At 67.4% G+C, this 13,526-nt stretch carries 14 protein-coding genes; 7 read left to right on the top strand and 7 right to left on the bottom strand.

The genetic code is table 11. From position 1 onward, the window contains the following. From QOH60_RS19005 to QOH60_RS18995, 3 genes are all read right to left on the bottom strand, one after another. Complete coding sequence (locus tag QOH60_RS19005; protein WP_526423210.1) at positions 1–882, bottom strand: carbohydrate ABC transporter permease; 882 nt, start codon at positions 880–882, stop codon at positions 1–3. Between the two features lie 22 nt (positions 883–904). Beyond that, entirely contained in the window at positions 905–2,275 is a 1,371-nt protein-coding gene (locus QOH60_RS19000; RefSeq protein WP_526423208.1) for an extracellular solute-binding protein, read from the bottom strand. Between the two features lie 207 nt (positions 2,276–2,482). Further along, entirely contained in the window at positions 2,483–2,995 is a 513-nt protein-coding gene (locus tag QOH60_RS18995) for a general stress protein (protein ID WP_526423206.1), read from the bottom strand. Positions 2,996–3,159: 164 nt separating this feature from the next. Between QOH60_RS18995 and QOH60_RS18990 the strand changes: the two genes are divergently transcribed. From QOH60_RS18990 to QOH60_RS18970, 5 genes are all read left to right on the top strand, one after another. Then, positions 3,160–3,642, top strand: a complete 483-nt coding sequence (locus tag QOH60_RS18990) for a DUF4190 domain-containing protein (RefSeq protein ID WP_526423203.1) — start codon at positions 3,160–3,162, stop codon at positions 3,640–3,642. 26 nt (positions 3,643–3,668) lie between these two features. After that, positions 3,669–4,964, top strand: coding sequence for a magnesium transporter MgtE N-terminal domain-containing protein (locus tag QOH60_RS18985; RefSeq protein WP_526423201.1), 1,296 nt, complete (start codon positions 3,669–3,671; stop codon positions 4,962–4,964). Next, a complete protein-coding gene (locus QOH60_RS18980) occupies positions 4,961–5,533 on the top strand; it encodes a DUF1003 domain-containing protein (protein WP_526423199.1) in 573 nt (190 codons plus the stop codon). Before QOH60_RS18985 ends, QOH60_RS18980 begins: the two co-directional genes overlap by 4 nt. Positions 5,534–5,649: 116 nt before the next feature. Continuing rightward, entirely contained in the window at positions 5,650–7,119 is a 1,470-nt protein-coding gene (locus QOH60_RS18975; RefSeq protein WP_526423244.1) for a lytic transglycosylase domain-containing protein, read from the top strand. Positions 7,120–7,162: 43 nt separating this feature from the next. Next, complete coding sequence (locus tag QOH60_RS18970; protein WP_526423197.1) at positions 7,163–8,293, top strand: P-loop NTPase; 1,131 nt, start codon at positions 7,163–7,165, stop codon at positions 8,291–8,293. Positions 8,294–8,685: 392 nt separating this feature from the next. Here QOH60_RS18970 and tatB read toward each other — a convergent pair whose 3' ends face one another. The 4 genes from tatB to sigE all read right to left on the bottom strand — a co-directional run bounded on the left by tatB (position 8,686) and on the right by sigE (position 11,988). Next, positions 8,686–9,066 (bottom strand): Sec-independent protein translocase protein TatB, encoded by a 381-nt coding sequence (gene tatB / locus QOH60_RS18965; protein WP_526423195.1) that lies wholly within the window; start codon positions 9,064–9,066, stop codon positions 8,686–8,688. Next, positions 9,066–10,637, bottom strand: coding sequence for a serine protease HtrA (htrA, locus tag QOH60_RS18960; protein WP_526423242.1), 1,572 nt, complete (start codon positions 10,635–10,637; stop codon positions 9,066–9,068). Before htrA ends, tatB begins: the two co-directional genes overlap by 1 nt. A 56-nt stretch (positions 10,638–10,693) precedes the next feature. Further along, on the bottom strand, positions 10,694–11,098 hold the full coding sequence (gene rseA, locus QOH60_RS18955; RefSeq protein ID WP_526423193.1) for an anti-sigma E factor RseA: 405 nt from the start codon (positions 11,096–11,098) through the stop codon (positions 10,694–10,696). A gap of 110 nt (positions 11,099–11,208) precedes the next feature. Next, positions 11,209–11,988 (bottom strand): RNA polymerase sigma factor SigE, encoded by a 780-nt coding sequence (gene sigE, locus QOH60_RS18950; RefSeq protein WP_526423191.1) that lies wholly within the window; start codon positions 11,986–11,988, stop codon positions 11,209–11,211. A gap of 173 nt (positions 11,989–12,161) precedes the next feature. On the opposite strand from sigE, the gene QOH60_RS18945 reads away from it, so the two are divergent. Both QOH60_RS18945 and QOH60_RS18940 read left to right on the top strand, forming a co-directional pair. Continuing rightward, positions 12,162–12,785: an O-methyltransferase gene (locus QOH60_RS18945; protein WP_526423189.1), complete on the top strand. Its 624-nt coding sequence runs from the start codon at positions 12,162–12,164 to the stop codon at positions 12,783–12,785. Positions 12,786–12,839: 54 nt separating this feature from the next. Beyond that, a complete protein-coding gene (locus QOH60_RS18940) occupies positions 12,840–13,502 on the top strand; it encodes a hypothetical protein (protein WP_526423187.1) in 663 nt (220 codons plus the stop codon). Positions 13,503–13,526 lie beyond the last annotated feature (24 nt).

The raw sequence follows: 13,526 nt of genomic DNA, 5'->3' as shown, positions 1-13,526 counted from the left end.
TCAGGAACTTCCGTCGTCAGCTCCGGGCGCCGATGCCCCGAACACCTTGATGTAAATGAACGCGATCACCGCCACACAGGCGAAGATCAACACGCTGATCGCCGAACCGAGGCCGAGGTTGAACGCCTTGAACAGGTTGTCGTAGCCCAGGATTGACACCGAATACGTGTTGTTGGCCCCTGCGGTGAGTATGTAGATGTTGTCGAAGATGCGGAATGCGTCGAGGGTGCGAAACAACAGCGCAACCAGGATCGCGGGCTTGATCAGCGGCAGTGTGACCTTCACCAGGCGCTTCCACGGCCCAGCCCCGTCCACTTGCGCGGCGCGCTGCAGTTCCTCGGGTACCAGCGCGAGACCCGCCAGCAGAAGCAGCGCCATGAACGGCGTGGTCTTCCACACCTCAGCGAGGATGATGATGCCCAGTGACGGGATCTGTTGCGTCAGTGGGGCGCTGCCGTGCGGCAGCAGGTTGGCCAGATATCCCGTGCCCGGAGTCCAGGCGTAATACCAGCTGTAGGACGCCGCGACCGTGACGATGCCGTACGGGATCAGGATCGCCGTGCGCACCAGCCCCTTGCCGAAGATCGTCCTGTGCATCACGATCGCGAGCACAAGGCCCAGCACGAGTTCGATGGCCACCGAGATCACCGTGATCACGAGCGTGACAGACAGCGCCGTCCACCAGTATCGGTCGGTGAGCACCGTCTGGTAGTTTCCCAAGCCGACGAACGAGGTGTCGCCCGGGGTGGCGAGGCTGACCCGTTGCAGGCTCAGCCACACCGCATAGCCGATCGGGTATCCGGTCACTGTCAGCATCAGCACCACCGCGGGCGTGATCAGCAGATACGCCAGCCGTCGGTCGGACCGCGTGTTCGCGGTCATCGTTGTGCTCCTCGCGTCCGCGTCACGGGATCAACCCCTTCCCGTCCAGCGCCTTCTGCACCTCGACGGTCAGCTTGTCCGCGGTGGCCTGCGGGTCGATCCCGGTGACCGGCGACAGCGTGTTTGTGACGCGCATCGACAGGGCCTGATAGTCGGGCGTCGCCGGACGGACCGCGGCGTTGCTGAGCTGATCGCGGATGATCTTGTACGCCGGATAGGCGGCCTGGAACTGCGGATCGTCGTACAGCGATGCACGCACGGCCGGCAGCCCTCCTGCCAACGAGGTCTGCTTGGCGTTGTCGCGGCTGCGCAGGCACCGAATCGCCTCGAACGCTTCGGCTTTGCGCTGCGACGTGCTGGCCACGGCGAGGTTGAGGCCGCCGAGAGTGACCTTGGCCGACTGGCCCGCCGTCACGCCGGGATACGGGGCGAAGTTGAACTTCTGCCTGACGGCGTCCAGCGCGGCGGCGAACTGCGGGGAGTCCGTCGCGACCTTGCCGTCGCGCATCGCTCCTGCCAGGTCCGCGCGGCCCTTCAGCGGCAGAAACGGCACGCTGCCCGCCAGCGCATTCTCCAGAATTCCCGGTAGCACGAACGGCCAGTTCACTTCCAGGGCAGCGTTGGCGTCCTCGACGGCAAGCCGCGCGGTGCTCTCATTGCTTTGCGTGACCGACGGATCGGCTCCGGGCGCGGTCGCGACGTTGTGGATGATCTCCAGCGCCTTCACGGTGGCCGCGCGGTGTGCCGGCGTGTCGGTCAGCGTCACGGATTTCCCGTCATCGGACACGATCTGCCCGCCCGCGCTTTGAAGCAGGGTGTTGAACCAGACCATCAAGCCCTCGTATTGCTTGGCTTGCACCGCGATCCAACTGGGCAGGCCCTCGCTGTGCAGGCGCGTGGCCTCCGTCACCATCGCGTCCCAGTCGGCCGGTGGCGTCTTCACTAAATCAGCTCGGTACCAGAGCAATTGAGTGTTCGTGGTTACGGGCGCCGCGTAGAGCTTGCCGTCGTATTCGGCAGACTTGAGCGGACCGGCCAACGTGTCGGCTCTGGCGTCGCGTTCTGCCGCCCCGCCGGGATCATCCGTCAGCGGGGTCGCCCACCCGGCTTTGGCGAACTCGGCGGTCCAGACGACGTCGAGGGCCATGATGTCCAGAGAGCGGTCGTTGCCCGTCAGGCGCCGTGCCAGTTGCAGCCGCTGCGAGTCGGCTTCGCGGGGCAGGCTCTGCTGCTGGATGGAGAATCGGCCGCGAAACTGCTCGTTGCACTTGGCCGCCGCCGCGGCAAACGTGTCGGCTTCGTTGGCGGGCGTATAGAGGCTGAGCACCGTTCCGGAGCCGCCTGTCCCGCAAGCCGCGACCAGCGAGGCCGTCGTCACGCACACAGCGGCCACAGCGCCGAATCTGATGGTCGCTCGGACAAGCCTCGCTCCGTGTCTGATGGTCGCTCGGACAAGCCTCGCTCCGGCCCGCGACCCCTTCGGCACGACCGTCTCCCGCCTGCTCACCGCCGCAGTCAGCGGCTCAGATCTCCCGCGCGAAAACCGTAGAGGTAGATGGTCGTGAAGTGCAACACTTCTGCCACAACAGTCCCATCCGGCTTATAACGTCAAGCGGGCTAGCAAATCTCGCGCCTTCTCGGCGTTCTGCGGATCGCAGAGCACGTCGTAGCGTCCGGCGACGAGCTGCATCGTCGAGCTGAAGTCCCTTGTGCCGCGCGCCATCGCATAGGGAACAGCCGACGTGATCAGGCCGAAGAAAATGCCGGCGACCACGCCCGGAATGAGCGCGGCCAGGTAATTGCCGGTGATCACGCCGAGGACCAGGCCGATGAAGATGCCCAGCCACGCCCCGCTGATCACGCCGCCACCGAGAACCCGTGGCCAGGTCAGCCGGCCCGTGACCCGCTCGACCTGCATCAGATCGACGCCGACAATCGTCACCTGCTCGACCGGAAACTCCTGGTCGGACAGGTGGTCGACGGCGCGCTGGGCCTCGGCGTAGGTGGGATACGAGCCGATGGGCCAGCCCTTCGGCGGCGTCGGAAGGGCTGGTCCCCGAGCGCTTGACGCTGACGTGGTCGGTTTCTGTCCCGAGGAAAACGGGGTGGTCATGGGCCTTACTCCTCACGAATGTCGGCGGGCGGGCCGCACAGGGCGTGCATGCCAGATCACCGCATACGCTTTGATTCTGCCTTGCATCCGCCCCGGTGGCGTCCTCGGCGACGGCTCGCCGCGAGGTGCGCTAGGTTGATCGCTATGGACCGGGTCGCGGCCCCGTGACATCGCATCCCGAGCACCCCGAGTATCCCGGCGAGCCGGAGCGGGCTTACGAATACCCGTCTCTCGAAGAGACCCCGCCCGCCTGGTCGCAGCCCTACCCGCCGGCCGGTTCTGCGAGCCCGTATGTGCCGCCTGAGAACGTCACCCCTGCGGTGCCGCCGCCCGCGTTCCCGCCGCCCTACCACGGCGGCGTCCCCTATAACCCGTACTCGCCGCCGCGGTCCACCAACGGCCAGGCGATCGGCGCATTCGTGGCCTCGATCGTGGGAGTGTTCCTGTGCTTCTGCGGCGTCCCCGCGATCGTCGGCCTCGTGCTTGGCATCGTCGCGATGAACGAGACCAAGCGCACCGGCCAGGATGGCTACGGGCTCGCCGTCGCCGCGGTGGTCATCGGCGCGATCGCGGTCGCGCTGTTCGCGGGATTCTGGCTCTTCGCAGCTCTGAACCCGGACGGCGCGTCCTACTACTACGGATTCTGACAGCCGGCCTCACCTACCCTTGCCTTATGACGGCGGTGAACAGGGTGTATGCGGCGCGACTGGCCGGCATGGTGGTGCTGGGTCCCGACGGGGAGTCGATCGGCCGCGTGCGCGACGTCGTGATCAGCATCAGCATCGTCCGTCAGCAACCCCGTGTTCTCGGCCTCGTGGTCGAGCTGCTCACCCGGCAGCGGATTTTTGTGCCCATCACCCGTGTCACGGCGATCGAGCCCCACGGGGTCACGCTGACGACGACGAACGTGTCGCTGCGGCGGTTCGCGCAACGGCCCGGTGAAGTGCTGGTGCTTGGCCAGGTGGTCGAGACCAAGGTGCACACGGACGATCCCGAGTTGGAACAGCTGCACGGCATCGACGTCGTCGTGGTCGATCTCGCGATGGAGCAGACCCGCACCCGCGATTGGATGGTGACCAAAGTGGCCGTGCGCAGCCCGCGCCGGCTCGGACGGCGCAGCAACATCTACGCCGTCGACTGGCGCCACGTGCAAGGCCTCACGCCCTCAGCGCTTGCGATGCCCGACCAAGGAGTCGCTCAACTGCTGCACCAATTCGAAGGGCAGCGCCCGATCGAGGTCGCCGAGGCCATCCGCGACCTGCCCGACAAACGCCGCATTGAGTTGATCAACGCACTCGACGACGAGCGCCTGGCCGACGTGCTGCAGGAACTCAACGAGGACGAACAGCGGGGACTGCTGCTGCAGCTGGACATCGAGCGTGCTGCCGACGTGCTCGAGGCGATGGATCCCGACGACGCCGTGGACCTGCTGCAGGTGATCAACCCGGTGGACCGGGAAGTGCTGCTACGGCGGATGGACCCCGAGGATTCCGCGCCGGTCCGGCGACTGCTGACCCACTCACCGGACACCGCCGGCGGGTTGATGACGCCCGAGCCGGTGGTGCTGGCCCCTGACACCACCGTGGCCGAGGCGCTGGCGCGGGTCCGTGACCCGGACCTGACGCCCGCGCTGGCGTCGCTGGTGTTCGTCGTGCGGCCGCCGACTTCCACCCCCACGGGGCGCTACCTCGGCTGTGTGCATCTGCAGCGCCTGCTGCGCGAGCCGCCGGCGTCGCTGGTCAGCGGCGTGGTGGACACCGACCTGCCGAACCTGGCGCCCGATTCGTCGTTGGCCGCCGTGACCCGGTATTTCGCTGCCTACAATCTCGTCTGCGGCCCCGTCGTCGAAGACAACCGCCTGCTGGGCGCCGTGAGCGTCGACGACGTGCTCGATCACCTGCTGCCCGACGACTGGCGTGTGCAGCTAAACGAAGTCGAGCTGTCGCCCACCACAGAGGGGATGACATGAGCGAGAGAGAGGCGCAGGCCAGTCGCCTCAGCGAGCTGACCTCCCGTCAGCGTCTGGACACGCCCCGCGCGTCGCGTCCCCGCTTCTCGCTCAACCTCGACCCCGACGCCGTCGGCCAGGTGAGCGAGTCGATCGCGCGGTTCCTCGGCACAGGCCGGTACCTGCTGTGGCAGACGGTGCTCGTTATCGTCTGGATCGCCATCAACGTCACCGCGGTCAAATTGCGCTGGGACCCGTATCCATTCATCCTGCTCAACCTCGCATTTTCGACGCAGGCCGCTTACGCCGCGCCGCTGATCCTGCTGGCGCAGAACCGGCAGGAGAACCGCGACCGGGTGTCACTCGACGAAGACCGCAGGCGCGCGTTGCAGACGAAGGCGGACACCGAGTACCTGGCGCGTGAGCTGGCGGCGCTGCGGCTGGCGGTCGGGGAAGTGGCGACGCGCGATTACCTGCGCCGCGAACTCGACGAGTTGCGTGAACTCATCTCTGAACCGCGTTCGGCGGCGAAGCCCGAGAAGCCGGTCAAGAGCGATATGTCGGAGCGCCGGGCGAAGCGAAGTACCTAGCCGGGACCGAACTGCATCCTTTCGCGGGCCGACTAGGTATGGTGATTCAGTTCACACGGCTAGTGGGCGCCGGCACGTTCGAGGCGGGCACTGCCGACGACGTCAGGACGGTGTCAGTGCAGACAGGGGGCGGCTCGGGGGCGCTGGGCGCTCTTCGACGCGCGCGACGCCGGTGTGTCAAGGTCGCTCGCACGCCAGCAACCGGGCTCGCCGTCGTGGTCACTCCGCTGGTGCTCGTCACCGCGGTCGGCGCTGCGCCGCGCGTCACGCCGCTGGTACACGCCCCCATGCAGGACGCCAACGTGATGCTGACCGCGGCGGTACCGGACCCCAGCGCGATCACGGGCCCGTCGGTCGTCCCGGTCAGCCGTGCGCCGTCAAGCTTTCACGTTGCGGCGGCGGCGACCCTTTCGGCTCCGCCACCCGCCGTGGTGGTCAATTCGCCGGGCGCACTTCGCATTCCGGCGATGGCGCTGCAGGCCTACCGCAACGCTGAGCGGATGATGGCCATGGCCCAGCCTGGGTGCGGGGTCAGCTGGAACCTGCTGGCGGGCATCGGCCGGATCGAGTCGTTGCACGCCAACAATGGCGCCACCGATACGCGCGGGACAGCGGTGCGGCCCATTTACGGCCCGACGCTTGACGGCTCGCTGCCCGGCAACGAGGTCATTGTTCAGAGCATGGCGCCCAACGGGCAGGCCACCTACGCGCGCGCGCTGGGACCGATGCAGTTCCTGCCGGGAACCTGGGCCCGCTACGCCTCCGACGGCGACGGCGACGGCAAAGCCGACCCGCAGAACCTGTTCGACTCGGCACTGGGGGCTGCGCGGTACCTGTGCAGTGGGGGTCTGAACCTCCGCGACCAGTCGCAGGTGCTGAGTTCGATTCTGCGGTACAACAACTCGATGCCGTATGCGCGCAACGTGCTCGGCTGGGCCGCGGCGTACGCCACCGGTGTGGTTCCCGTGGATCTGCCGCCGATCGTCGGTCCGGTACCGCCGATGGGCGACGCTCACCTGGAGAACGCACCGGAGGGCCTCGGCCCGGGCTTGCCGATCAACGTGCTGGGACTGCCCACGACCGACCCGATGACGCAGATGCAGCTGGTGAACTTCGGATCCACCGACGTCGCCAGCCAGATGCCTTCGCCGGCATGGGATCCCACCATGATCGCGTCGCAGAATCCTGCGCAGCAGAGCCTGGGGTGCCCGACGCTGGTGTGCTTCGGCGGCAGCCCGATGCCCGCAGTAGCGCCGCAGCCGCAACCACAGCCGGCGTGGCCGTTCCCGTTCCCAGGCGCGCCCCCGCCAGCCGCGGGTGCCCAGGATTCGCAGTCAGCTGGAGTGCCCGCCACGCCCGGCGGTCCGCTGCCCGGTCCGGTATCGCCGGGTGGTCCCCTGCCCGGCCCCGCGTCGCCCGTCGGCCCCCTGCCTGGTCCGGCATCGCAGGGCGGCCCCCTGCCTGGTCCGGCGTCGCAGGGCGGCCCCTTGCCCGGCGCCGCGCCGATGGCGCCTGCACCGCCTGCTGCCTTCGACCCCCTTGCGCCGGGGGCGGGCTATACGTCACCCCCCGGCCCGGTCAACTGAGCAACGTGCAGCCCAGTCGGGGCGGACCGTAGACTCGGTTTCAATGTCTGATCTGGTAGCGAATGTGCGGTCGTCGCTGGCGAAAGTCATCGACCCCGAGCTACGCCGACCGATCACCGAGCTGGGCATGGTCAAGGATGTCGAGATCAGCCCTGACGGCGGCGTGCACGTCGCTATCTACCTGACCACCGCGGCGTGCCCGAAGAAGACGGAGATCGCCGACCTGGTCACCCGCGCCGTCTCGGACGTGCCGGGAACCGGCGCGGTGAAGGTCACCCTCGACGTGATGAACGACGAGCAGCGCACCGAGCTGCGCAAGATGCTGCGCGGCGACGCTCGCGAGCCGGTGATCCCGTTCGCTCAGCCAGGCTCGCTGACCAGGGTGTACGCGGTGGCCTCAGGCAAGGGCGGCGTCGGCAAATCCACCGTCACCGTGAACCTCGCTGCGGCGATGGCTGCCCGGGGCCTGTCCGTCGGGCTTCTGGACGCCGACATCTACGGTCATTCGATCCCGCGGATGATGGGTACCACCGATCGGCCCACCCAGGTCGAGTCGATGATCTTGCCGCCCATCGCCCACGACGTGAAAGTCATCTCGATCGCGCAATTCACCGAGGGCAATACTCCGGTGGTCTGGCGCGGACCGATGCTGCACCGCGCGCTTCAGCAGTTCCTTGCCGACGTCTACTGGGGTGATCTGGACATTCTGCTGCTGGATCTGCCGCCCGGTACGGGCGACGTGGCGATCTCCGTGGCCCAGCTGATCCCGAATGCGGAAATCCTGGTGGTGACGACGCCGCAGATGGCGGCCGCCGAGGTGGCCGAACGGGCGGGCGCGATCGCGCTGCAGACCAGGCAGCGGATCGTCGGGGTGGTCGAGAACATGTCGTGGCTGGCGTTGCCGGACGGGTCGACGATGCACGTCTTCGGCGAGGGCGGCGGGCCACGGGTGGCCGAGCGGCTGTCCCGCGCGATCGGTGCCGACGTGCCGCTGCTGGGCCAGGTGCCGATGGACACCGCGCTGGTGAGCGCCGGCGATTCCGGGGTTCCGCTGGTGCTGTCTGCCCCGGACTCGGCGGCAGGCAAGGAATTGCGCGGCATCGCCGACACGTTGTCCAGCCGGCGCCGCGGACTGGCCGGCATGTCTCTGGGCATCGACACCACCCGCCGCTAATCCAGGCCGCCTGCCGTCGGTTCACACCAGTCACATATGTAACCATCCGGCACCACAAGTCGTGTTGCCCGCCTCGTAGCGACAACCCCCGCCCGGGGGCGCCCAACGGAGCCGGAAGCGGTGTCCCGACCGGCCCGTCTGCCTCGTGCTCCACCCTCGCGTCTGTCCCTCGCGTCGACATTAACGTTATGTAGACGACACGCCGGTGACGGCCGCCATAACGTGACTTTCGTTGCGGCTCAAGGCTTCCAACCCCGCGAAATCAACGCCGCCCGTGCCCCGGCAGCGACATCGACGCGGCCGTTGATGCTAAGAGACGGGCAGAACGAACTATTAACCCTGTGGTGTGACTGTGTGACTAGCCGTTGCCGCGCTGGCTGCTGAACCTCGCGCTACGTGGCGTCTGTATCGAATGGCGTTGAGCCGCTTGCGGACTCAGGAGTCTGCGGCGGAGGAGCGGGCGGCAGGCTCGTCGGCTTGTCGAACTTGCCCGTGAAGATCGAGTCGTCGCCGTCGAGCAGATGCTTGGTCAAGGCCGCGCGCGGTGTCATGCCGCGGAGCTTTTGAAGTTCAGCGAGCGGCTCGCGCAAATCGTCAAAATCGGGCCCTAATTCGTTCCTGAGGTTGCTGGTGGCCCCGCTGACGTAATCACGGGCCTGACGCAGCGAGTTCGACGTCCACCGGATGGCGCCAGGCAACCGCTCGGGTCCGAGGACCACCAGGCCGATCACCACGAGGACGAGCATCTCGCCCCACCCGATGTTGGCGAACATCAGGAATCCGGCGCAGGAGTGACCGTCAACGTGACGGGCCGGCCGTCGCGCATGACGTCAATGGGCGCCGGCTGGCCGATGGTGAGCTGCCGCACCGCGACGACGAACTCGTCGCCGTCGGCGATCTTGCGGTTGCCCACCTTCACCACCACGTCATTCTCGACAACACCGCCCTTCTCCGCGGGGCCGCCTGCCTTGACGTTGGCAACCTGAGCACCGGAAGCCAAGGCGTTGCTGACCGATTTGACGGTCATGCCGAGCGTGGCATGGACGACCTTGCCGTCCTTGATCAGGGTCTCTGCGACGGACTTCACCTCGTTGACCGGGATCGCGAAGCCGAGCCCACTAGCGCTGTCGGACAACGACTTTCCGGCGGTGTTGATGCCGATCACGTGCGAGTTCATATCGATCAGCGGGCCGCCGGAGTTGCCGTGGTTGATCGACGCATCGGTCTGGATGCCGTCGATGACGGTGTCGGTGTCGGTGCCTTCGCCGGACAGCGGCACGGGGCGATGCAATGCGCTGACAATGCCGTGGGTGACGGTGCTGCGCAGGCCCAGCGGAGCGCCGGCGGCGATCACCTCGTCGCCGACGCGCACCTTGTCGGAGTCGCCCAGCTGGGCAACTGTCAGATTGTCCACGTTGTCGACCTTCAGTACTGCCACATCCGTCTTGGGGTCGCGGCCAACGAGATTGGCAGGAACTTCCTTGCCGTCGTTGAACACCACCGTTGTCTTGTATTTACTCGGGTTACGCGCCGCATCGGAGATCACGTGGTTGTTCGTAACGATGTAACCGCGCCCGTCGATCACCACACCCGAGCCCTGCGAGCCGTCTTCGTCGCTCTTCGCCTCGACCGTGACAACAGAATCGGCGACCGAGGCCGCCACTTGGGCGAACCGCCCTTCCGGCGGCTGGGTCCCGTTGGTCGACAACGTGACCTTGGACGTGGTGAACGCTTCGACGACCTCTGCGGTCTTGCGGCCTATCCAGCCGCCGAGAACGCCGACCGCCAGCGCGATCACCAGGAGCACCGCCAGCGCCCGGTAGGAGACTTTCCCGCCGAACAACACCTCGCGCACGCCGAGCTTGCCGGTCGCGGAGCTCACCTTCACGGGCTGAGGCTTGGGCAGGGCGGGCTGGGTCAGCGATGCCGCGGCACCGGGGTCACGCCACGGATCGCCGGCGCCGTCCGTCTGCTCCTCGCTGCGCTTGCGGTCAAGTGCGCCCTTGTCGATCGGATGGCGCTGCAGCGAATCGCCCCCGGGATGCGGCCGGCCGAACGCCTCGGCGAGAACCGGGTCCGGCGCCGCGTTGCGGGGTGTGAACTCACCCTGGTCACGGCGCTTGTCGGCACCGAGAAACGAGCCGTTGAACCCGGCGGGACGACCGAATGCCTGGCGGGAGGCTGGGTCTACGGCCGGCCGGGAAATGGGACGCGGCGCAAGTCGCGTCGAGACGTTTCCGTCGCCCGCGGCGTTGCGATCGCCGCCCGGGCCCGAGTGGCGCGTGACCTCGGATTTGTCTTTCTTGCCGAACACGTCATCCTCTTCCGCGCATGTGGACGGCATGTGATGGGCGCCCAGCGTCGCTCGGTCGCTCATCGCCGATGAAGTTGGAGTCCACCCTACCGGCGCCTGCGGCGGTCGCGCGGCTCACCTTTAGCTGGCCGTTGCCTGAACGGGTCGTCGTCGTCGGCTAACTCGTCGTCGGCTTCCATCGGGATTTGCGACAAGTTGCCCAGCAGTGACGTCGGGATGTCGATGGGCCGGGAATCCCGCAGCGCTGCGCGCGCCTGCCGCTGGCCCTCGACTTCGGCGGCGCACTGCGGGCACAGCGACATGTGGTGGGCTGCGCGAAGGTGTGCGGTCATGCGCAACTCCCCGTCGACGAACGCGGCGATCGCCTCGGTCGAGAGGTGCTCGGTGGAACGGAATCGACGGGGTGCGCCGACGGGCGCGTCACTCTGCGACGCGAACGGCGAGGGCAGCCAGGAGATAGCGCGGCGGAAGAGATGCCCTGGATCGACCATGATCCCTCCTCTCGCGCCACCCCCACCCGGCACACTTCCCGTCGCTCCGCTCGCCCCGGGCGCGCGGGCTACACCGAATGTAGCGCGCGTATACCAGACTGACACGCAGGTCAGGCCGATTTGGCAGACGGTTCGAGATCGGAGTGCGCAGCGAGGTACTCGCGCAGCGCTTGGCGTCCGCGGTGGATGCGGCTGCGTACCGTGCCGAGCTTGACGCCTAACGTGGCGCCGATCTCCTCGTATGACAGGCCTTCGATGTCGCACAGCACGACCGCTGCGCGGAATTCCGGTGGCAGCGAATCCAGCGCCGCCTGCAAGTCGGGGCCAAGGCGAGAGTCGTGGTAGATCTGCTCAGGGTTGGGCTCATCTGCCGGCACCCGGTCGTAGTCCTCGGGCAAGGCCTCCATGCGAATGCGGGCCCGGCGCCGCGCCATGTCGAGGAAGAGGTTCGTGGTGATGCGGTGCAGCCAGCCCTCGAATGTGCCCGGTTGGTAGTTCTGCAGCGATCGAAACACCCGGATGAATGTCTCTTGGGTGAGGTCTTCCGCGTCGTGCTGATTGCCCGCCAACCGGTAGGCCAGCCGGTACACCCGGTCGGCGTGCTGGCGCACCAGCTCGTCCCACGACGGCATCGTGGCCTTGTCCCCAGTGGCGTCGAACACGGCTGTGCCCTGTGGTTCGTCGGGCTCCTCTACCCAGCCTCCATCGAAAGAGCGCTCGAAATGCGACATGCTCGCGGGCGTCGCGGACGAAGAGGCGGTGGTAGCCGTGGGATCCTCCAGCTCAGACGGACAAATCTCGCCGTTGGGATTCCCCGGCGAGAGGTATTCGAAGCGGCCAACGTCGTTTTGCTCGGGGCTATTCCCGGATCGCCAGCCCGCATGCGTCATTGCCTTACCGTTCCGTATCTCGGTATGCGCGGTATATGAGCAATCTGAGCTTTTCCTGAGAAACCGGCCGTTACCGGCGCAGGCTGCGCCGACGCGGTGAAAGTCGGACCTGGGCCCGGGCGTGTCGGGCGCGCCTGCCTGATTGCCGGCGTGTTCGGTTCTACGCTGCGGGAATGGTCGAGGCGATGCTCGGACACGCCGAGGGTTCGATTTCGGAAGATCAGATCGTCGCGGCGGCACGCGAGCGGGCCGTCGACGCGGGGGCTGGCGCGGTCACCCCCGCGGTCGGGGCACTGCTGTCGGTGCTGGCGCGGATGTCGGGAGCGACGGCGATCGTCGAGGTGGGTACGGGCGCCGGCGTCAGTGGGTTGTGGCTGTTGGCTGGCATGCGCGAAGAGGGCGTTCTCACGACGATCGATACCGAACCCGAACACCAGCGACTGGCCAAGCAGGCGTTCACCGAGGCCGGGCTCGCGCCGTCGCGAACCCGGGTCATCGCAGGCCGCGGACAGGACGTGTTGCAACGGCTTGCCGACGAGTCCTACGACATGGTGTTCATCGACGCGGACCCGGTCGACCAGCCGCAGTTCGTCGCCGAGGGCATCCGGTTGTTGCGCCCGGGTGGGGCGATCGTCCTGCATCGCGCTGCGCTCGGCGGCCGGGCCGGTGATCCCGAGGCCGGCGACACTGAGGTGACCGCCGTGCGCGAGGCCGCCAGGTTGATTGCCGAGAACGAGCGATTGACCCCGGTACTGGTACCGCTTGGCGACGGCCTCCTGGTCGCCGCGCGTGACTGAAATTCCTGCTGGCTGAGGCCGTCTGATTGGTTCGCGCGGTGGCATGCTGGCCGCATGGGCGTGGTGTTCCGGCTGATCGAGCTGGTCGGTCTGATGATTCCGATTGGCGCTCTTCTCATCGCGGGCTGGCGCGGGCTGGCGGCCTACGAGAAACGGCGAAGCGAGCGCGTTGCCGAGGCGCCCACGCCAGCCCGCGACGACTCCGCGCCGCGACGGGAGATCGGCCGCGCGATCGAGGCGCACAACCGCACCGACAAGCGCTGGCTCGACTACGAGATGGATGTCGCTAAGCTTCTCGACTTCCCGATGATGACCGACATGCGGGAGTCGATGACCGTGCGTTTCCACAAGGCCAAGCTGCGCGCCGACATGCTCAGACCCGGCGGCGTCGATGACCTTCTCGGCGACAGGGATTCCCAGGCCGAGTACCTCGAGGCGGTTCAGCACTATGTGAGCGCGTTCGACGCCGCGGAGAGCGAAGCGCTGCGCAGGCGTCGCAATGACTTCTCCGCCGACGAGCAACAGCGGCTCGCGCGTGGTCAGCGGCTGCTGCGGCTCGCGGCTGATGCCGCAGCAACCCCGGAAGAACGCAAGAACGCCTACGAGCGCGCTCGCAAGGAGCTCGACGGCGTCATCGTGCTGCCGCCCGGCACCCGCGCCAGCATTGAAAGCCGGATCACAGGGCAGATCGAGGGCAGCGGACGCGAGGAGCAATAAGGCTTCAGCGGACGCGAGGAGCAA

This window comes from Mycobacterium sp. (assembly GCF_032159765.1).
Taxonomy (GTDB): domain Bacteria; phylum Actinomycetota; class Actinomycetes; order Mycobacteriales; family Mycobacteriaceae; genus Mycobacterium.
Note: the sequence above shows the minus strand (reverse complement) of the source record. Positions and strands in the feature narration are given on the sequence as shown.